This is a genomic window from Massilia sp. BAP21 (assembly GCF_057801335.1).
Window position 1 is genome coordinate 4,410,620 of record NZ_CM173596.1, and the last position, 20,338, is coordinate 4,430,957.

At 70.7% G+C, this 20,338-nt stretch carries 16 protein-coding genes; 11 read left to right on the top strand and 5 right to left on the bottom strand.

Annotated elements, in window-relative coordinates; genetic code table 11:
• Positions 1-42 precede the first annotated feature (42 nt).
• Positions 43-735 carry an HD domain-containing protein gene (locus ACWYRN_RS19580; protein WP_488689317.1) on the bottom strand — a complete coding sequence of 231 codons (693 nt, stop codon included), beginning with the start codon at positions 733-735 and terminating at the stop codon, positions 43-45.
• Positions 732-1,448: a ribonuclease HI family protein gene (locus tag ACWYRN_RS19585; RefSeq protein WP_488689318.1), complete on the bottom strand. Its 717-nt coding sequence runs from the start codon at positions 1,446-1,448 to the stop codon at positions 732-734. Before ACWYRN_RS19585 ends, ACWYRN_RS19580 begins: the two co-directional genes overlap by 4 nt.
• A 165-nt stretch (positions 1,449-1,613) precedes the next feature.
• On the opposite strand from ACWYRN_RS19585, the gene ACWYRN_RS19590 reads away from it, so the two are divergent.
• Genes ACWYRN_RS19590 through ACWYRN_RS19605 form a run of 4 tightly spaced genes read left to right on the top strand, consistent with a single transcriptional unit; the run spans position 1,614 to position 5,059 of the window.
• Positions 1,614-1,796, top strand: a complete 183-nt coding sequence (locus tag ACWYRN_RS19590; protein WP_488692847.1) for a MerR family DNA-binding transcriptional regulator — start codon at positions 1,614-1,616, stop codon at positions 1,794-1,796.
• The gene (locus ACWYRN_RS19595; RefSeq protein WP_488689320.1) at positions 1,768-2,613 is read left to right on the top strand and encodes an RNA-guided endonuclease InsQ/TnpB family protein; all 846 of its coding nucleotides are present in this window, start codon (positions 1,768-1,770) and stop codon (positions 2,611-2,613) included. Before ACWYRN_RS19590 ends, ACWYRN_RS19595 begins: the two co-directional genes overlap by 29 nt.
• Positions 2,573-3,118: an RNA-guided endonuclease InsQ/TnpB family protein gene (locus ACWYRN_RS19600; RefSeq protein WP_488689321.1), complete on the top strand. Its 546-nt coding sequence runs from the start codon at positions 2,573-2,575 to the stop codon at positions 3,116-3,118. Before ACWYRN_RS19595 ends, ACWYRN_RS19600 begins: the two co-directional genes overlap by 41 nt.
• A gap of 9 nt (positions 3,119-3,127) precedes the next feature.
• On the top strand, positions 3,128-5,059 hold the full coding sequence (locus ACWYRN_RS19605) for a S9 family peptidase (RefSeq protein WP_488689322.1): 1,932 nt from the start codon (positions 3,128-3,130) through the stop codon (positions 5,057-5,059).
• A gap of 184 nt (positions 5,060-5,243) precedes the next feature.
• Here ACWYRN_RS19605 and ACWYRN_RS19610 read toward each other — a convergent pair whose 3' ends face one another.
• Positions 5,244-5,813: a YXWGXW repeat-containing protein gene (locus ACWYRN_RS19610; protein ID WP_488689323.1), complete on the bottom strand. Its 570-nt coding sequence runs from the start codon at positions 5,811-5,813 to the stop codon at positions 5,244-5,246.
• Between the two features lie 218 nt (positions 5,814-6,031).
• Positions 6,032-6,271 (bottom strand): hypothetical protein, encoded by a 240-nt coding sequence (locus ACWYRN_RS19615; RefSeq protein WP_488689324.1) that lies wholly within the window; start codon positions 6,269-6,271, stop codon positions 6,032-6,034.
• Positions 6,272-6,487: 216 nt separating this feature from the next.
• Between ACWYRN_RS19615 and ACWYRN_RS19620 the strand changes: the two genes are divergently transcribed.
• The 7 genes from ACWYRN_RS19620 to ACWYRN_RS19650 all read left to right on the top strand — a co-directional run bounded on the left by ACWYRN_RS19620 (position 6,488) and on the right by ACWYRN_RS19650 (position 18,380).
• Positions 6,488-9,673, top strand: a complete 3,186-nt coding sequence (locus ACWYRN_RS19620) for a penicillin-binding transpeptidase domain-containing protein (protein ID WP_488689325.1) — start codon at positions 6,488-6,490, stop codon at positions 9,671-9,673.
• Between the two features lie 150 nt (positions 9,674-9,823).
• Positions 9,824-11,056 carry a hypothetical protein gene (locus tag ACWYRN_RS19625; protein ID WP_488689326.1) on the top strand — a complete coding sequence of 411 codons (1,233 nt, stop codon included), beginning with the start codon at positions 9,824-9,826 and terminating at the stop codon, positions 11,054-11,056.
• Between the two features lie 4 nt (positions 11,057-11,060).
• On the top strand, positions 11,061-11,621 hold the full coding sequence (locus tag ACWYRN_RS19630) for a hypothetical protein (RefSeq protein ID WP_488689327.1): 561 nt from the start codon (positions 11,061-11,063) through the stop codon (positions 11,619-11,621).
• Between the two features lies 1 nt (position 11,622).
• Positions 11,623-12,744 (top strand): hypothetical protein, encoded by a 1,122-nt coding sequence (locus ACWYRN_RS19635; protein ID WP_488689328.1) that lies wholly within the window; start codon positions 11,623-11,625, stop codon positions 12,742-12,744.
• The gene (locus tag ACWYRN_RS19640; protein ID WP_488689329.1) at positions 12,741-13,760 is read left to right on the top strand and encodes a hypothetical protein; all 1,020 of its coding nucleotides are present in this window, start codon (positions 12,741-12,743) and stop codon (positions 13,758-13,760) included. The genes ACWYRN_RS19635 and ACWYRN_RS19640 overlap by 4 nt, the downstream gene beginning before the upstream one ends.
• 93 nt (positions 13,761-13,853) lie before the next feature.
• The gene (locus tag ACWYRN_RS19645) at positions 13,854-16,028 is read left to right on the top strand and encodes a hypothetical protein (protein WP_488689330.1); all 2,175 of its coding nucleotides are present in this window, start codon (positions 13,854-13,856) and stop codon (positions 16,026-16,028) included.
• A gap of 6 nt (positions 16,029-16,034) precedes the next feature.
• Positions 16,035-18,380, top strand: coding sequence for an SUMF1/EgtB/PvdO family nonheme iron enzyme (locus ACWYRN_RS19650; protein ID WP_488689331.1), 2,346 nt, complete (start codon positions 16,035-16,037; stop codon positions 18,378-18,380).
• Between the two features lie 435 nt (positions 18,381-18,815).
• Here the strand turns inward: ACWYRN_RS19650 and ACWYRN_RS19655 are convergent, their stop codons facing one another.
• Positions 18,816-20,312, bottom strand: a complete 1,497-nt coding sequence (locus ACWYRN_RS19655) for an FHA domain-containing protein (RefSeq protein ID WP_488689333.1) — start codon at positions 20,310-20,312, stop codon at positions 18,816-18,818.
• Positions 20,313-20,338 lie beyond the last annotated feature (26 nt).

Here is a 20,338-nt window from a genome sequence, read left to right on the forward strand (position 1 = left end):
GCCATCATGCCCCGAGCCGGAAAATGTGAGTGCCGGTTGGCTTCAGCCGGCGGCGTTCGCGGCTCCCAGCCACTCCGCCGCGAACTCCCTCCGAAACACCATCAGCTTGCCCAGCCGTTCGTTGGCCAGGTCGCGGCCGGCCGCGGTCTGCATCATATCGGGCAGCTTCGCCAGCTTCAGCACGATGTGGTCGAGCGCGTAGGCGCGGTCGTCGAGCGCGCGGTTTTCCGCCAGCGGGTCGGTCGGGTGGGCCAGGGCGCGGCGCATGCGGCCGGAAATGGAAAACATGCGCGCCAGGCCGACCGCGCCGAGCGCGTCGAGCCGGTCGGCGTCCTGCACGATCCGCGCTTCGATGGTGGTGGGGACGATCGCCGCCGAAAAGCTGTGCGCCTCGATCGCATGGGCGACGGCGTCGAGCCGCGCGGGCGGGAAGCCGGCCTCCCGCAGCAGCGTGCGCGCGAGCAGGGCCGAGCGGCGCGAGGCCTGGGCGCGTTCGGGATCGTCCTTTTCCAGGTTGACCAGGTCGTGCAGGTAGCTGGCCGCCATCACCACCAGCGGGTCGGCATCGAGGTGGTGGCCGAGCAGGGTCTCGGCGCTGCGCCAGACGCGTTCCAGGTGGCTGGCGTCGTGGGCGCCGTCATCCGTGGCAGTAGCAGCGGCAGCGCCGGCGGCCATGGCGGCCAGGCGCGGGCGCCAGGCCGCGAGTTCAGGCTGCGGCGCGGTATGGTCGTTCATTCGCTTCCTTCATGGATTGCTTCAATGTCGTCGGCTGGCGCCGCGGTGGCGCGCTGCGACAGGGCATCGGCTTCCCCGTTCTTGTGGCGCGGTATCCAGCGCAGCGTGGTCGCCGGCAGTTGCGCCAGCAGCGCGTGTACGCGTGCGCGCAAGGGGCGCAGCGCAGCCGCGCTGTCGGCAGGGGCGCCGTTCACGTCATCGATCACCACCTGGCTGTCGCCGTACACGGTGAGCGGCCTGGCGCCCTGCGCGACGGCGGTTTCCAGCAGCAGGATCAGGGCGCGGTATTCGGCTTCGCTGCTGTTGCCGTAGCCGGCCGCTTGCGACAGCTCGACCGCCTCGCCGCCCGGCCCGAGCAGGCGCGCGCCGATGCCGCAGCGGCCCGGGTTCGGCTTGGCGGACCCGTCGAACCAGCCGCGCCAGGCAGTCGGCATGCCTTCCTGGCGCAGGCGGCGCAGGGCGAGGGCGGTTTCCCGCGCCGCTTCCCTGGCGGCGTCGCGGGCGGCGCGGCGCGCCAGGGCGCGTGCTGCCTCGGCGGCGCGCAGGGTGGCGCGCGCGTCGAGCAGGTAGTCGAGGCCGGCGTCGCCCGCGCTCGCGGTGAGCGTGGTGCGCAGGGCGTCTTCGAAGGAGATGTTGGAGCGCAGGGCCAGTTTGCGGCTGGCGGCAAGTTCGGTCTTGCTGGCGGCGCCTTGCAGGCGGACGAGGTCGTTCATGGCGTGAGCATAACCGCTTTCGGCGGCGTTGACACGGCATGCAAAGCTTGCAACACTTGCCTGGCGTTATTTTGCTGCGTCATTCATATCGTCGTTCCAGAGGAGCTAGACTCTGCTCGAACTAAACAGGTGTGTTCGTGTCCAATTGTGATCATGGAAAACACAATGGCCATAGGTCAGGCAGTCAGGTTGCTCGGCATTGCAGTGAAGTCGCTGCAGCGCTGGGAGCGCGAAGGACGGCTCGTTCCCGCAGCGCGCACGGCCAGTAACTGGCGACGTAACACGGAAAACCATTTGCACTCGGTATTGGAGAGCGACCATGCTGCTGGCACACCGGATCAGGCTTGAGCCGTCACCTTACCAGCGCGACTATTTCACGCGCGCGGCCGGCACTGCCCGGCGGGTCTGGAACTGGGCACTGGCCGAATGGCAGCGCCAGGTGGCGCTTGGCCTGCGCCCGAACGCCATGGCGCTCAAGAAGCGTTTCAACAGCATCAAGTACTCTGACCCGGACTGGCTCGACGAACATGGCCAGCCCTGGCTGCGCACCATTCACCGCGACGCCCATGCGCAGCCCTTCGCCAATTTGGCCAAGGCGTGGACGCGCTACGTCGAACAGCGCCGCGCCAGACAACCTGCCCACCCGCCGCGCTTCAAGAAAAAGGGGCGCTGCCGGGACAGCTTCTACCTGGCCAACGATAAATTTAGAACGGAAGGCATGGCGGTCGTCCTGCCCAAGATCGGTCGTGTACTGCTGCGTGAGCCGCTGCGCTGGCCTGGGAAAATCATGGGAGCCAGCGTCTCGCGCCAGGCCGATCACTGGTATCTGTCGGTCCAGGTAGAGGTGCCCGAGCGACTAGCGATGCGGTCGCGAACAGGCGATGCGGTGATTGGTGTCGATCTGGGCGTGACGGCTGCGGCGACCCTGTCCAGCGGAGAAAAGATCGTTGCGCCCCGTCCGCTAAAAGCCGCGCTGCGGCGCCTTCGCATCCGCAGCCGGCGCCAGTCGCGCAAGCTGGAGGCGGTCAAGAAGGCGTCCGGCCTTACCGGACCGATCCCGAAAGGTTCCCGGCTGCCGGTATCGAAAAACCGCACAAAGGGGGCGCTGTCGCTGGCGCGCCTGCATGAGCGCATCGCCCGGGTCCGCGCCGATTTTTACCCATAAGCTGACTACCCGTCTCTGCCGCGAAAATCAAGCAGTGGCGATCGAGGACCTGAACGTGCGCGGCATGCTCGCCAACCACAAGCTGGCCCGGGCCATCGCTGACGTCGGCTTTTACGAAATCCGGCGCCAGCTGCAATACAAGTCGGCCCGTTACGGCACCAGGATCGTACTGGCCGACCGCTGGTACCCGTCGAGCAAGCTGTGTTCGGGGTGCGGGGTGCGCAATGCCGGGTTGAACCTGGGTGAACGGGTCTGGACCTGCGGCGCTTGCGGCATCCGCCACGACCGCGATGTCAACGCGGCCGTCAATTTGCAATGGCTCGCCACCGGCGCTCTTGCGGCGCGCACGGCGCTACCCGAGGCGAGCCAGGCGGTGACGCCGGGCACTGCCGCCGGAACGGTTCCGGCGGCAGGCGGGGAAGTAACGCCTGCCAGAGACGAACACGGTCAACAGGACGGTTCGGGGCAGGAAGAATACGCTGCGCACGTTTGCGCACGTTTTTGATAGCAGCCCATGCGTTTGTTCCACCAGGCCGTACGTGTATCCCTGCTCGCCGCCTGCGCCGCGGCCGCACTGTCCCCGGCCCAGGCAGCCGCTCCGGCGCCTGCCGCCAAGGCCGCGCAAAAGGCGCAGAAGCAGCCCAGGCGCTATACCATCGAGCAGTTCATGGCCACCACCTCGGTCAACGGCGCCTCGTTCAGCCGCGACGAGAAGCAGGTCCTGTTCAACAGCAACGCCTCGCGCATCTTCAACGCCTACGTGCTGCCGGTCGGCGGCGGCACCCCGCGCGCCTTGACCAGCTCGACCACGGACAGCACCTATGCTGTCGGCTTCTTCTACAACGACGACCGCATTTTGTTCACGCGCGACCAGGGCGGCAACGAGCAGAACCACCTGTACGTGCGCGAACTCGACGGCGCCGAGCGCGACCTGACGCCGGGCGCCAAACTGAAGGCCGCCTTTGCCGGCTGGCAGCCCGACGGCAAGGCCTTCTACGTCAGCACCAACGAGCGCGACCCGAAATACTTCGACCTCTACCGCTACGACGCGCAGACCTACGCACGCACCCTGGTCTACCAGAACGAGACCGGGCGCACCGTGTCCGCCATCAGCCGCGACGGCCGTTATCTGGCGCTCGACAAGCCGAACACCACCGCCGACAGCGACGTCTACTTGTACGACGTGCAGACCCGCGAAACGAAGCACATTTCGCAGCACCAGGGCACTGCCAGCTACAGCGCCGAAGACTTCGACCCCGACTCGAAGCGCCTGCTGTTCGCCACCAACGACGGCGGCGAATTCACGCGCATCCGCGCCTACGACCTGGCCACCGGCGCCGTCACGGACGTGGAACAGGCCGACTGGGACATCGCCGGCACCGGCTACTCGCGCAACGGCAGGCATCGCATCAGCTACGTCAACGAGGACGGCAGCATCCGCATGCGCGTCGTCGACAGCGCGACCGGCAAACCGGTGGCGCTGCCGAAGACCGGCGGCGGCGAAATGCGCGGCGCCGTGTTTTCGGACAGCGGCAACCTGGTGGCCTTCTACGTGAACGGCGACCGCTCGCCGAACAATCTGTACGTGCACGACTTCCGCAGCAACAAGACGACCCAGCTGACGCGCAGCCTGAGCCCGGAGATCGACCCGAACGACCTGGTCGAGGCCGAGGTGGTGCGCTTCACCTCGTTCGACGGTACGGTGATCCCGTCGATCTTCTACAAGCCGAAGGGCGCCTCGAACGCGAACAAGGTGCCGGCCGTGGTCTACGTGCACGGCGGCCCCGGCGGCCAGACCATGCGCGGCTATAACGCCCAGATCCAGTACCTGGTGAATCACGGCTATGCGGTCCTGGGCATCAACAACCGCGGCAGCTCGGGCTACGGCAAGACCTTCTTCACCGCCGACGACCGCAAGCACGGGCAGGAGCCGCTGTGGGACTGCGTCGAGGCCAAGACCTGGCTCGCCAGCCTGGGCTGGGTCGACCCGGGGCGCATTGGCATCATGGGCGGCAGCTACGGCGGCTACATGACGCTGGCGGCGCTGGCCTTCCGGCCGGAAGCCTTCAAGGTCGGCATCGACATCTTCGGCGTCAGCAACTGGATCCGCACGCTGGAGAGCATTCCGCCCTACTGGGAATCGCAGCGCAAGGCCCTGTACGACGAGATCGGCGACCCGGTGAAGGATAAGGCCTTCCTCACCGCCACCTCGCCCCTGTTCCACGCCGCGAACATCCGCAAGCCGCTGATGGTCATCCAGGGCGCCAACGACCCGCGCGTGATCAAGCCGGAAAGCGACGAGATCGTCGAGGCGGTGCGCAAGAACGGGGTCGAGGTCGAGTACGTGGTGTTTGCCGACGAGGGGCACGGGTTCTCGAAGAAGAAAAACCAGGCCGAGGCGAGTGCGAAGATATTGGCGTTTCTCGACAAGCACCTCAAGAAATAGGCCGCCCGGCTGATCGACCGATCTACCGCGTGGACACAGGTGTCCACCCTACAACAGCCTCGTAGGGTGGACACCTGTGTCCACGCGGTCTCATCGACTGATCATCGGCGAAATCCGCCAACGGCCACTCAATAAAAAAAGCGCCTCTCACGAGGCGCTTCTCATTCCGCTACCGGCTACCCGCTCAACGGCGATACGGATTATCCGGATTGCGGTCGCGGCGGTTCCCGACCCCATCGCCATCGCGGTCGCGGTCATGGCGGTTGCTGATTCCATCGTTGTCGCGGTCCCGGTCATACCGGTTCGGCACGCCGTCGCGGTCGTAGTCGCGGCGCCCTTCGTTGCGGCCGTAATTGCCGCCGCGGTGATCGCGGTCGTTCCAGCCGCGATCCGGTCCATGCCGGCGGTCCGGGCCGTAGTAGCGGTCGTTGTTCGCGTAATAGCGGTCACGCGGCGACCAGGCTCCCTGGCTCATGTACCAGCGCCCGCCGCGCTGGTGCCAGGCTGGCGGCGCATACACGTAGCCCGGACGCTCGACCACGTAGCTGCCCGGCACCCAGAAGTGGCGGTGGCCGCGCCACTCCCAGTAACCCGGCGCCCAGACGTAACCATGGCGTGCGGCCGGGATGCGTTCGTAGACAGGCGCCGGCGGCGCGGTGCCGATATAGACTTCGAGGCCCTGCGCCATCGAAGGCAGCGGTGCATACGCGGCGGCGCCAAGGGCGATCAGGGCAGCGAGAGTGAGGCGTTTCATGTTCGTTCTCCAAATCCAAAGCGGATGATTCACTATAGCGCTCGCCTGGACGGGAAGGACGATTTGATGCATGTGCTTACAAGTGATACAGAAAGCTGCGTCACTGTGACAAGCCGGGGAGAAACGAGGAGGGAGATGTAACGCAGAAGGGGAAAACCGCTGCCGGGCATGCCTGGGTCGTCAGCCACGACCCGGCACTGCCCGGCACGCGCGGGACATCAAATCACGCTCCCTGGTGCGCGGCGATCGGCTAGCAGCATCTGCTGTTTCTCGGCGGCGCTCGGGCGCTTGCCTTTCACGACCACGACAGCCATCTTGGTTTCGGTAGCGATGCTCGAATCCTGGATGACGGCCGGGCGTGCATGCGCCTGCGGCACGCTGTCGGCGAAGTAGCTGAACGAGCCGGCGGCGGCGAGGGCAACGACGAAAACGGCTTCCATGTGCTTGGCGATCTTCACGGTGTTCTCCTTGCGGGTGGGGTTTCGATGGATGCACTGTATCCGAGGGCCGTCTAGGGTGACAGCGGATTGCGACGAGCCGCACAAAAGGCGGGATGACCTGCACAGGAACGGCGCCGAACGTCCGTCTACGCGGCCGTATCTGCCTGTTTTCCCCTTCCCTCCGCTAGACCTGCGCGATAAGCGGCCACAGCGGAGCCGCGCGGAAGGAGAGCAATGGGGGGAATGATCGCCACGGTATTGGGCGGGCTGGCGTCGAACCGCCGGGCGCGCCGGCGCGCACGCAACCTGCGTGCCGGCGGACGCACGGCACCGGCGAGGGCCGTTGCGGCAGAGGCGAGTGGACAGGCGCGTCCGCAGCCTGGGCCCGGCCTCTGGATCGGCGTGGCCGCGCTGGCGCTGGCTATCGGCGGCGGCATCCTGATTGCCCATCACGCGCGCACCCTGGCCGTGGCCGCCGGCAGCAGCGCCGGCTCCGGCCTGGTGCGCGAGCTCGACGCCTTCCAGCCGGCACTCCCCGGCCTGGCCTTCAGCGTGCCGGCCCAGGCCGGCGTCAGCCTGAACCCGCAGGGCGGCGGGGCGCTGCTGGTGGTGGCCGGCATGCGCGCCGAGCGCCCGGTGGTGATCGATCTGTGCGAGCAGATGCTCGACCGCGCCAGCGGACGCATTTCGCCGGTACGGGTCGGCTATCCCTTCGCCGACGTGGCGCGCTGGGCCGCGCGCAACGAAACGGCGGCCAGTCCCATCACCCTGCGCAACGTGGTGCTGGCGAGCGGGACGATGCCGCAGCTCGACATCGCCGGCAACGCCACGGGCGGCGCGCCGCTGCGCGTGAGCTGGAACGGCGCCCCGGCGGCGCGCTGGATCGACGACCTGGGCGCCGGCGCCATCAATAAGAGCGGCGCGGCCCGGCTGGGCCGGCAGGGCTGGCTGGTCTGGGGCGATGCCGGCGCATTGCGCGTGATGCGGCGCGCCAGCGCGGCCTGTCCGGCCGCGGGCGAACTGGTGCTGCAGCGCTGGCTGCCTGCTAGCGGGCCGGTTCCGGCCGCGCTGGTGGCGGCCTTCCCGGCCCAGGGCGAGCTGCGCACCGCCATGCTGGCCCCGGGCGAGTACCGGGTGCCGGCCAAGGCCGCGCCGCGCCTGGAAGACGGCGCCCTGTTCGACAGCCTGCGCGAGCGCGGCTTGATCCGCCTGGCGCCGTCCGGTCTGATCGAGGTGGCCCCGCGCGATTTGGCGCGCTGGCGCGCCGCCGAGCCCGGCCAGCGCACGGGCGACCTACACAGCTGGGACAATGTTGCGCTTGACGCCGCCGGCCTGAAACTGCTGGAACGCCTGCATCACCGCGCCGACGGCGCCTATGTGCTGGAACAGGTGCGCGTCTTTAACAGCGAACGGCGCCTGCTGGCCTGGCGCCTGCGTCCGAATGCGCTGGGCGGCAGCTGGCAGGCCAGCGCCGGCGCGGTGGCGGTCGGCGCCAGCACGGCCATGCCGCTGGCGGCGGCGCGCCTGTTCGAACGCCTGCCGCAGGGCTGGGAAGCCTGGAGCCGCGTCGCCGACTGGCCGGCCGGCGCGCAGTCGGCGCGGCTGGCGCTGGTGCTGCCGCAGCCGGCCCGGGGCGGCGAACGCATCGAGCTGATGCTCGCCGGGCGCATGACCGGCATCGGCGGCGCCGAGCTGGTCGACACCCGCCCGGCCTGCGGCGGGCGCGCCTGCACCCGGCCCGACGACGTGCGCGAACTGGTGCTGGCCCTGCAGCCGGGCGCGCGGCGCGTGGTGCTGGAGGCGGCGCCGCTCGACATGGCCAACTTGGGCAGCGCCGGCGACGCCGCCTACCGCCACCTGGCGCTGGAGGGACGGGAGCTGCGCTGGCAGCCCTTGCCCGATGCGAGCCGGGTCGCGCCAGCGGCGCCGGTGCCGGTGCTGCTGGCCGACCGCAACGGCAGGCCGCTGTGGCAGGGCGGGCGTGCGCTGGAAGCCGCGCACGGCGCCGGCCTGGATACGCTGCTCGGTTTGCGCGACGGCCATGCGAACAGCATCGCCGGCATGCTGGGCCGCCTGCCGGCGCCGAACGGCCGCCCGCACGCGGCCAGGCTCACGCTCGACCTGGCCCTGCAAGGCGCGGCCCAGGGCGCGCTCGACTGCGTCGGCCTGCGCCGCGGCCAGTGGGACGGCGCGCGCTGCAGCGGCGGCGCGGCCCCGGCGCCGGGCCGCCAGGCGGGCCTGGTGCTGCTCGATACCGGCAGCGGCGACATCCTGGCCGCCGCCAGCGCCCAGGCCGGCTCCCCGGCGTCGGCGGCGCCGTGGAACGAGCTGCGCGACTTCGACCGCGTCGATCCGGCGCGCAGCCCGCTGCGCCAGGCGGCCCTGCAGCACGACGGCGGCGCCGAGCGCAGCCCCGGCTCGACGTATAAAATCGTCAGTGCGCTGGGCCTGGAACTGGCGGCGCAGGCCAACCCGCGCCTGGATGCCCTGCTCGACGGCATGCCGCTGGCCGCCATCAACGGCACGGCCGCGCGCGGCGGCTACGCCTTCCGCACCGACGCCGCCAGCTATCCGCTCGGCAGCGCCGCCCGCATCACCAACTTCCGCGACCAGCACCTCGACCGCCGCGCCCAGGACGGCAAGCTGGGCCTGGCCCAGGCGCTCACCTATAGCCTGAACACCTGGTTCGCCTGGACCGCGGAACTGGGCGACCGCAGCCTGCTCGGGAAACCAGAAGGCGGGGCGCCCAGCCTGCGCGCCCTGGACGGCGCGGCGCTCGACGCGGTGCGCCCGAGCGTGGCGATGGCGCGCCGCCTCGGCTTCGAGCGCCCGCTGCGCCTGGACGGCGGCCTGCTGCCGGGCGACTATGCCTGGCGCAACTGGGATGCGCTGCAGGCGAGCGTCGCCGCCAGCGACCCGGTCGGCTCGCGCCACGAGCTGCGCCAGATGGCGATCGGGCTGCGCATGCAGGCCACGCCGCTGCACATGGCGCTGGCGGCCGGCGCCGTCGGCGAAGGCCGCGCGATTGCGCCGCGCCTGCTGCTGGAGCTCGATGGCGCCCAGGCGCGCAGCGAATCCGGCGCCAGGCTCGGCGTGCGCCTGGACCGCATCCGCGCCGGCCTGCGCGGCGTGGTGGCCCACGGCACCGCGGCGGGCGCCTTCCGCGCGCCGGAATTCGACGGCCTGCGCGCCGGCCTGTACGGCAAGACCGGCACCGCGCCGGTCGGCGACGCCGGCCTGGCCACGGTCTGGTTCACCGGCTGGCTGGAGCCGGGCAGCCTGCCCGGGCAAGACCGGCGCCTGGCGTTTGCCGCCTTTGTCAGCCGTTCCGAAGCCACCGGCGGCGAGCACGCGGCGCCGGTCGTGGCGGCACTGCTGCGCTCGATGCTGGCGCAAAAGCCTGAACAGAAGGGTAACTAGGCTTCTCCAGCGCGCCTCGATTTCATGTTTGTATGGCATGATTTGCAAAGTTCGTTATCTGACGGACATATTGCAGATACAAGAGGAAGGTGTATGCGTTTGCCGGGAACCCGGTACCAGGAACCTGGATGGGAGCAGGTAAGGAAACTGTTGGGCGCCTGTTCGCTCGAGGTCTGTGCGCGCGTCGATCCGATCGAGCTGATCGTAGCCGCACCACCGGAGGATGGGTTGGCGCTGTACCTCGACCTGCTGGCCGAGTCGCTGCACGCGGCCGGCCGCACCGCGCGTGCGCAGGCGAATGGCAACAGCTACGGCGAGACGGTGGGCGAGCTGGCCCTGGGCCTGGCCTTCGAGCTGGGCGCACGCCAGGCCGACTGGGACGCGTTTTGCACGGCGCTCGCCGCCGAGCATGCGCGCGCGCCCGCCTTCTGGCGCCAGGCCGGCGGCGAGGCGCTGCTGCGCAAGAAGGTCAACGACATGTTCGCGCTCCTGCGCGACAAGGTCGATGCCGACAACTACCAGGTGGCCTGCGGCCGCCCCTGCAGCCCGAACCGCCTGTACGCCTACCGCATGCTCGACACGGCCTACGGCGAGATCGCGCGCCTGTTCGCCGGCTGGCGCGAGCACACGGCGCAAGTCGGCGCCATCCTCGGCCGCCCGGTCGATTTCTCGGTACCGATCGAGGTGCGCCAGCTGCAGTCGATCGCGGCCTGCCGCCCCGAGTGGATCATGCGCTGGAGCGAGAGCCTGGAGCGCTTCAGTGGCGCGCCCGGACCCCTGCACACGAAGTCGAAACGCTTCGACAGCCTGAAGAACAGCCCGGAGAAGATTGCCGAGATGCTGCGCGAGATCGCCGAATACGAGGCGATTTCCAGCAACCGCGACAGCGGCTGGCTGCACGACCAGGACACCGCCGGCGCCTGGATCGAGGATTACTGGCGCGTGCTGGACGAATCGGCGCATGGCGCCACGCCGGGGCCGGACCTGATACTGGAAGCGCGCGCGGAAGAGCTGGATGCGCCGGTGACGGAACCAACGCAGGCGGCGCCGGTGGCGGACGACGACCCGCTCGGCGCCACGCGCGCGCAGGCGGTTTCACTGCCCCCCGGCTTTCTGTCTGCGGCGCGCGCCGCGCAGGACCCGGGCAGCTGGGCCGGACGCATGCTGGAAGACGATACGCTGCCGGTGCGCCTGGCGGTGTACCTGAAGCTGCTGGGCGCCGAGGACGACAGTTATCCCGAGGCCTGGCGCGATCCGGCCAGCGGCGCGCTGCCGACCCTGCAGCAACTGGCCGCGCTGGACGCGGTGTCGCTGCCGACGCTGCGCAAGCGGCGCGACGCGGCCATCGCCAGGCTGGAAGCCGCACCACGAACGGGAGGATGAATTGATGACGACGAGCGAGATCGACCGCAAGCTGCAGGAACGCCTGCTCCTGGGCCGGCGCGTGGAGGGCGACCGCCTGGTGCTGGCCGACGCCGTGCTGCTGGCGGCGCTGGACGGCAGCCGCCCGCTGACCGGCGGCGAACGCGCGGCCCTGGAAGGCTCGCCGCTGACGGCGCGCCGCCTGCGCACGCTGGCGTTGGCGCGCAGGCGCACGCAGGCAGCAAACGACGGGCACTGGCAGGGCAGCCACGGCATGCTGCGCGCGGCCGACAGCGGCGCGGCCCTGCGCCAGCTGGCCACCGACGACGGCTATTGGCGCCTGCATTTCCTCGATGGCGGCGCGGCCTGCCGCGTGATCCTGCAGCTGGCGCCCGAGGCGCCATTCGCGGCGCGCCTGCTGCGCGAAGCGGCGCTGCTGCGCGTGCTCGACGGCGCCGGCGCCGAAGTCCTGCAGGGCCGCCTGGATGCCGACGGCGAATGCGAATGCGCCTGGCCCTTCGCCGAAGCGCCGGCCGCGCACTTCCAGCGCCACGGGGCCGCCTTCAGCGTGCTGCCGGCGCGGTGACATGATGTTCGATCTGTTCAAGCGCATGGCGCGCGCGCCGGCATTCGACGCGACGGGACTGGGCAGCACGTTGCTGGCGCGGCCGATCGCATCCGGCTGCACGCTGCCGGCCGGCGCCAGCGGCGTGGCAGTCGATCGCGGCGGCCGCACGCGCCGCATCAGCGCCGGCGGGCGCATGGGGCTGCTCGATGGCGAGAGCGGCTGGTGCTTCCATCCCGGACCCTACGGCTGCGACCTGGTGCCGTTTGCCGCCGCGCCCGAGATCGGCCTGCGCTTGCATTTCGCGGTCGACAGTCCCGACCCGCGCGTGAGCCAGCAGCGCTTCGATTTGTTCCTGGCCAGCGAAGGCGCGGGCGACGTATCCCTGGCCGGCTTCGCGGCTAGTGTCGAGGCGGCGCTGCAGCGCGAACTGGCCCAGGGCAACCTCGACCTGCCGCCCTGCACCACGCTCGACGAGTGGAATGCCTTCCGCGCCGGCTTCAACCAGCTGCTGTACACCCGCTTCGGCGTCACCGTGGACGACTGCGTGCCGGTCGACCTGCGGCCGGGGCGCGACTTTGCCGAGGTATTGCGTGCGCGCGCCGTGCATGATGCGGACGAGCCCCATATCGGTGTGGAAGCGGTGCCGGCTGCCGCTGCCGCCGTTGCCGCACCTGCCGCCGCCGCACCTGCCGCCGGCGCTGCCCTGGCCAATGTGCCGGACAGCACGCCTTTCGATCCGGCGCGCGAGGACGCGCGTGCGCTGCGCCGCCTCTTCCTCGAACTGCCTTGCCTGATGTGCCGCGTGCGCCAGGCGACGCTGCCCAGCGGCCAGGACCTGTTCCGCCAGCAGCAGGCACTATTGCAGCGGCTCGACCTGGTCTGCCTGGCGGCGAGCACCATGCCGGCACTGGCCCTGGCCGCGCCCGGCCAGCCGCTGGCGCCGGGCCAGCAGCTGCGCCGCGCGCGCCACAGCGTGGCGGCGGCAGCGGCGCTGGACGAAGCCTGGGCCTTGCTGGCGCGCTTCGAACTGGCCGAGGACCGCGGCCTGGAAGTCCTGTTCGACGAGGCCGACCGCATCGTCGCCAATCTCGAACAGGCGCTTGGTGCGCGCAAGCTGGCCACCGAAGGGGAGGACGCATGAGCGCACCCGTCAGCGAAGCCGTCAGCGAAGCCGTGTTCCGTAGCCTGCTGGCCGACGGTTCCGTCGTCACGGTCACGGCCACGCGCCGTCCGCGCGGCGGGCGCGCCGACATCAAGTGCAGCGCGCCCGGTGCGCCGGCGCTGGCCGCGCGCATGCAGGAAGTGGCGCGCCTGGCGCGCCATACCGAGGCCCGCTACGACAGCCGCGACCAGGTCGTGATCAGCATGGACCGGGCGCCGGGCGCGCAGGAACGCGACTGGGAGCTGGCCGTGGTGCTGGCCGACCGCACCGTGCGCGGCCTGTTGCCGCCGGCCGAAAAACCGCAGCTGGCGCTGGGCTGGTCGGACGGGTGGCAGCGCGGGCGCATTGACGGCCACGATGCCGCGCAGGCGCCGGCGGGCGCACTGCTGGGCGGCCCGCGTCACCTGCGCCACCTGGGCGCCCTGAGCGGCCAGCCCGACCTTTCGGCATCGGTGTCGAGCGCGCGCGCCTGGTTCCCGCTGCACAGCGGCGGCATCAACGACAGTTTGTGCTGGGTCGAAGTGAGCGTGTATCCGTTCGAGCCTGGCGAAGCGCCGGACGACGAGGCGGTCGCGGCGGCGGGCCTGGACAGCGCGCGCCAGCACGCCGTGCGCCAGACGCTGGCCGGCGCGCGCCACTTCGATGGCGAGGCCGCGCCGCGCTGGCGCACCACGGTGCGCTTCGGCCAGGACGGCCTGCACGGCAACTCCTATGAACTGGCGCTGGTGCTGGCCGACCGCCTGGCGCGCGGGCGCGAATTCCTGCCGCGCGGGCGCATCATCGCCACTGGCTGTTCTGGCGCCTGGCATGCCGGCCAGGTGGAGGGCGTGGAAGGGCTGGCGCCGAAGTGCGCGCTGATCGCGCGCGAAGCGGCGGCAGGCGACCGCGTGCTGCTGCCGCGCGCCTGGGAAGCCCACTTGCCGCCCGGCCTGCGCGACGGATTGCGGGTCAAAGGCGCGAGCCTGGCCTGTGTCGAGCGGATCGGATTGATTTGATGCGGCGCGCGTTCTGGCAGGGGCAGGCGCTTGCGCCGGGTCCCGGCTGCTAGAATCGCCGGGCCAGGGATAGAGAAACTAGGGAGTCGGATCATGTTCCAGATGTTCGGTTTTGGCGGCACGCGCTGCCCGCGCTGCGCACACAAGAATGCGGGCGGCGCAGGCTATTGCGCGGCCTGCGGCATCACGCTGGGCGCGCCGCGCAACGCGCCGGTGCTGGTCGAGAACCGCTGGGTGGCCGGCCCCGACGAGCTGGCGGTCTTCTTCGGCGTGCAGGCGCTGTCCGGCCTGTTCGTGAAGACCCTGCGCGTGCCGGCCACCGCGCGCGCCTATATCCTGCAGGACAGCCAGGCCACCGAGGTGCCGCAGGGCGAGTACGAGATCGAGGGTTTCTTCACGCGCCTGAACCACCTGCTGCGCGACAGCCATGCCGAAATCCTGATCACGCGCACCAACGCGCTGCCGGTCGAATTCGCGTTCGACGACCTGGAAACCGCCGAGCACCTGGTGGTGGCGGCGCGTTTCAGCGTCAACCTGCGCGTGGAAAACGTGCCGGCCTTTGCGCGCCACTTCATGACCATGCCGGGCGTGGTGGGCAGCGCGCAGCTGCGCGAACTGCTGGCGCCGGCGCTGCGCCAGCTGGCGGGCGAATTCGTGGCCAGCCAGTCGCTGCGCGAGATGGCGGAAAACCGCGACCTGCGCCCGCAGTTCGACGAACGCCTGCAGGGCGCGCTGCGCCTGCTGCTGGCTTCCTACGGGCTGGGCGTGGCCGGCGTCGAGACGCTGGCCCTGCGCCACGACAAGTTCGACGCCAACCGCGCGCGCATCGGCACGCTTTGGCTGGCGGCCGACGAGCGGCGCGTGCAGATGGAGCATGCGCGCCAGCTCGACGAGCTGTACGACGAGCAGGAATGGAAGCGCCTGCGCCACGAGGAACAAGCGGCCCGGGTGCGCCTGCGCCGCCTGGAACTGCGCCAGGACGAGACCCTGGAGCGCGCCGAACGCACGCTGGGCAACGCGGAGCGGGCGCAAGGGCTGCGTGCGCGCGAGATCGACCTGTATGCGCGCGTAAGCGAATCGAAGTCGCGGCGCGAGGCGATCGAACGCGGCGCCGGCGAAGTGCTGGCCGAGCTGGAACATGATGTGGCGAAGAAGCGCAGCGCGCGGCTTGGCGAAGAAGCCGAGTGGAAGCAGCTGCAGGCGCTGGCGCAGATTCGCATGCGCGGCGCGCTGGAAGTGGCGCAGCAGGAAGCGCAGCAAACGCGCCAGCTGGCGCAGCAGCGTTTTTCGCAGACCCTGCTGGTCCAGCAGATCCGCAACAAGGTCGAGCAGGCAAAGGAAATCGAGGACGCATCGCGCCAGCGCGAGGAACTGGCGCGCCTGCGCGCGGCCGAGCGACTGGCGGCCGAACGGGCCCGCGCCATCGACGAGGAAGAGCATGCGGCCCAGCTGGCGCTGGTGGTACTGGCGAACGCCGCGCGCCGCCGCGCCGCCGAGCGCGAGCAGGAATGGGAAGAGCTGGCCGGCGGCCAGCGCCTGCGCGAACTGCAGCGCGCCGAGAGCCTGGAAGCCGAGCGCATGCAGCAGAAGATCGACGCCTTGCGGCGCGAGGGCGGCCAGCAGGAATCAATCGCCCAGCACGAAAAGCTGCTGCGCACCATCGAAGCCGAGCACCGCCACGCCCAGCGCGCAAAGGAAGTCGAGCTGATGGCGGGCGAGCGCCAGGCCGCGCTGCGCCGCGCCGAGCAGGAAGCGGCCTGGCAGCAGGAACTGCGCCGCCTCGGCCACGAACGCGCCGAGCGCGCCGCCCAGCTGGAACACGCGCTGGAACTGGCGCGCATCGACATCGCGCGCAACGAATCGATCAGCCGCATGGACGATACCGCCAAGCTGGCCGTGGCCGCCGCGCCGAACGCCGCCGTGCTGGCCGACTACATGAAGACCCGCGTGCACGCGACCATGGATGCAGGCCAGCTGGCCGCGCTGGCCGGCGTGGTGGGAGCGGGGGGCGCGCTGGGCCCCGCAGATGCCGCGCGCCTGGCCCAGGACGCCGTGCGCCAGGAGCAGGCGCGGCGCGATGCCGAGGTCGACAAGGACCGCCGCCACCAGGTCGATTTGCTGACGCTGCAGAACGACGTCAACAAGGCGGCGCTGGAGGCGCAGGCCCGGGTCGCTGCGGCGGTCGCACCGCGGACCTGCGCCAACGGCCATCCGGCGGGCGGGAGCGACCGCTTCTGCGCCAGCTGCGGTACGCCGCTGCAGGACTGAACGGCAATGCAGACAGCCATCGACAAGATCCGCGAACTGCGCGCGCTGCACGACGACGGCCTGCTGAGCCGCCAGGAGTTCGACCAGCGCAAGAACGCGATCCTCGATGCGGCCCACGCGCTGCCGGAGCCGGCACAGCCCGACAAGACGCGCCAGGCCGCGCGCGGCACGGAACTGGGCCTGATGCAGGGCCAGCATGTGGGCCCGGCGAATCGCCGCTACCGGCTCGAGCGCCTGATCGCGCACGGCGGCATGGGGCAGGTGTGGCAGGCCACCGACCTCGCGACCCACGCCGAGCTGGGTCACAGCGCCCAGGTGGCGCTGAAGATCCTGTCGCCGGAACTGACCGAGAGCGCCAGCCACGCCAAGCTGCTGGTGCAGGAAGCCACGCGCGCGCGTCGCCTGGCGCACGAACACATCGTGCGCGTGTACGACTGGGCCCAGGACCCGGCCACGGCCAGCTACTTCGTGATCATGGAATGCCTGGAGGGCGAGGACCTGGAGGCCATGTTAACGAGCGAATCGGGCCCGCCGCTGCCGCTGGCGCGCGCGCTCGCTTTACTGCGGCCGGTGGCCGAGGCCCTCGACTATGCCTGGGACCGGCACGGCCTGGTCCACCGCGACATCAAGCCGGCGAATGTCTTCGTCACCGCCAGGGGCGAGGTCAAGCTGCTCGACTTCGGCATCGCCGCGCGCGCGCGCCAGGGCGCCATGTCGCCGCTGGAGGCGCCGGCCGTATCCGGCACGCCCGGCTACCGCGCCCCGGAAGCGGCCACGCCCGGCCTGACGCCGGCGCGCACGCTGGATGTGTATTCGGTGGCGGCGATGGTCTACCGCATGGTCGGCGGCGCGCTGCCGGCCGGCGCCCTCGACACGCTGGCCCGTCCCGAGGCGCTGGCCGAGGCGCAGTGGCAGGCGCTGCGGCTCGGCCTGGCGCCGGACCCGGCGGCGCGGCCGGAGAGCGTGTCGGCCCTGCTGGCGCGGTTGGATGGGGCGGCGCCGGAGCCGGAGGCGGCGCCCGAGCAGGACGCGGTGTCGGAGACGCCGCCGCTGGCCCAGCCGGCGGCAGTCGAGCCGGCAGTAGCAGGGCCGACGACGGTAGAACCGGTGGCAGGTGAATCGGCAGGGACGGCGCCCGTACCGGACGCCGCGCCTGCGCAGCCGAGGCCGCCCGCAGCGCGCGTGCCGAGCGAACGCGCGCGCGCCGAAGCCGCGGCGGCAGCGGCGGCCCAGGCGGAGGCCGAACGCCTGCGCCGCGAACAGCAGCGCCGCGAGCGCCAGGAAGCCGAGGAAGCACGGCGGGCGCGGCGCGAAGCCCTGCGCGAGCAGCTGCGCGCGCGCCAGGCCGAGGAGGTGGCCAAGGCGCGCCAGGCCCAGGAGGAGGCCCAGCGCAAGGTCATGCAGGCCAGGGCGGCGGCGGCTTACCTGGCCGAGCAGGAACGGGCGCGCGCCAAGGCGGCGCAAGCGCAGGAAGCGCCGGCGTCCGACACAGCCAAGCCGGGACAGGCCCCGGCGCTGCTGATGCGCGACCGCTTCCTTGACGGCAGCGCCCAGGGGCCGGAACTGGTGGTGCTGCGCGCCGGCCGCTTCCAGATGGGCTCACCCGAACACGAGCGCAAGATCGCGATGGCGGCCGGCGCCCAGAAGAACTGGCTGGCGCGCGAAACGCCCCAGCACTGGGTCGGCATCGCGCGCCCCTTTGCCATGGGGCGCTATCCGGTGACGGTGGGCGAATGGCGCGTCTTCGCCCGGGCCACCGGCTGGCAGCCGGACGGCGACGTCGACTGGGCGGCGCCGGGCTTCCCGCAAAGCGACATGCATCCGGTGGTTGGGGTGTCCTGGGTCGATGCGCAGCGCTACCTGGCCTGGCTGACGGAAGCCACCGGCCAGCGCTACCGCCTGCCGAGCGAAGCCGAGTGGGAATATGCCTGCCGCGCCGGCACCAAAACTGCTTTCAGCTTCGGCGACAGCATCGGCACCGATCTCGCCAACTACGACGGCAACTTCACCTGGAACGGCGGCGCGCGCGGCGAATACCGGCGCGGCACCACGCCGGTGACCCAATTCGCGCCGAATCCCTGGGGCCTGCACGACATGCACGGCAACGTCTGGGAATGGGTGCAGGACGTCATGCACGACAGCTACGAAGGCGCGCCGCTCGACGGCAGTGCCTGGGAAGAGGGCGGCGACCGTGCGCGGCGGGTGCTGCGCGGCGGCTCCTGGCTATACAACCCGCGCTACCTGCGCTCGGCGTTGCGCAACGGGTTCTCGGCGGTGATGTCGAACGATATCGTTGGGTTCCGGGTGGTGCGCGAACTGCCGGCGGCGGAAGGGGATGCCGGGGTTTCCTGATTACGATTGATCGAAGGCTAGCGTGCGCCGCGTGCCGGCGGCAGGCGTAGGCTGGAGACTCCCGGTAGTAGTGGATTCCTTGGGAGACGAATCATGAAAATCCCCGAAGAGCTGCGGATTCCTGCGATCGTGTTCGGGCTGCAGGCCGCATTGCTGGCTGGCTGCGCGCTAATCTTCCTGGTGTTGTTGCCGCAGGGGCATTAGAAGCGTTAGCAGCGACCGTACGGTGGGCACTTTGTGGTGCTGGCATTTAGCCAGCCCCACTGCCCACGCGGATGCGTGCGCGGTGTTGGCTGCGTTGGGGCCGTGCTGCCCGCTTCTTGCTGGCGTTCGCAAATGATCATTGCGAACGTTTGCGATGGGCGGATGTTTCGGCCGAAATGCCGATATCGCTGCTCCACCTTCCGCGTGGGCACGGAGTGCCCACCGTACGGTTTAAGCCAACGACTCGCGGGGCCCGCGGCCCTGTGCTCGCGTGGTCACGCTTGTTCGCATTTCCGGATACGCGCTCGCTGAAAAACCCGTTCCACGCGGCCACCCTGTGATCCGCTCGAACGCGGTAGCCGGCGTCAGTGGCGTCTCGTCGCCTCCGGTCCCGGCCGCCCAGAACCCGCCATCGCGGTGGAACAGGGGCGGCAAGCCAAGCGCGCCACCGCACGCGGTGCCCGGCTGCCTGTCCGGATCGACGATATACAAGGCCTCGTACGCCATGCCCGCATCCACGCGCTGCAGCACCAGCGCGTGCGGCAGCACGGCCGCCACTTCCAGCGTCACGATGCCGGGAATGCTGGCCGTCAGTTCGATGCGCATGCCCGGATGCAGCCTGACCGGCTTGTGCTTGCCCGGCCAGACGCCGTCGACCAGCAGCCCGTAGCGCGACACGTCCTCGATCTCGAAACCTTCGCGCCCGCGCCGGATCAAGGCATGCTGCGCCGACAGCCGGCGCGTCAGGCCTTCCAGCGTGGGGCCGTGTTCGAGATGGTGGGCCAGCAGGATGTCGGCCTCGCCATCGGCGCGCCCCAGCACGCATTCGTCGAGCGCGAACAGGCGCAGGCGGCGCGCACGCGGCAGGTCGCCGGCGGGCAGTTCGAGGCAGGCGCTGCTGGCCGGGCAAGGGTGAATGGCGGGCTGGGCCGGCACGTCGATTTCCAGCAATTCCTCGTCCCAGGCGATGCTGGTCACGCCGAGGTCGATCTTGCCGCCGTGGGCGTCCAGGGCATCCAGGTCCAGGTGGGCGATGCCGGCATTGCTGGCATTCACGTCGATGTCGACCCGCCCGCCGCCGGTGCGCGCCTGTACCCGCGCGATCGAGGCGTCGTCGGCATGCACGCGCACGTTCTTGTGGGTGGCGAGGAAGGTCTGGTGGATGTCGCGCAGGCTGGCGTCGGCGCGCGGGGCAAGGATCAGCAGCGTGGCGACCCAGGTGCGGGCCGGCTGGCTGCGGCTGTGCAGTTCGAGTTCGACCCGGTACTGGCCGTGCTCCAGCCCGCGCGAGGAAAACTCGAGGAAGACCGGCAGCCAGTCGCCGCGCAGGGTGCGCGTGAAGCCGTGGCGCTCGCCGCCTTCGAGGCGCAGGCGCGAGCTGGCCAGCAGCGTGACCTGCGGCGCGCAATCGGCCGGCATGCCGCGTAGTTCGAGCTTCAGCACCTGGCGCCCGCCGGCGGCGCGCGGGTCGAAACCGCTGACGTGCAGGTGCGGGCGCCGAGGGGAAGCGGAAATCGGGGCGGAAACAGGTGCCGGGATCGATGAGTGGTCCGCTGCCGCCACGGGGGGCGCATCGGCAAGGGTCTCGAAACCCTCGGCGCCAGCGGACGCAGGGGCCGAAGAAACCTCGGCAGGTGCCGGCTGCGGGTGACCGTGCGCGCAGGCGGCATCCCCTGGCATCACCCAGACGGTGCAATGCGGATGCGCGGGATTGCTGCAACGGTTCATGGAAATAGCCTGGCTAGCGACCGGGC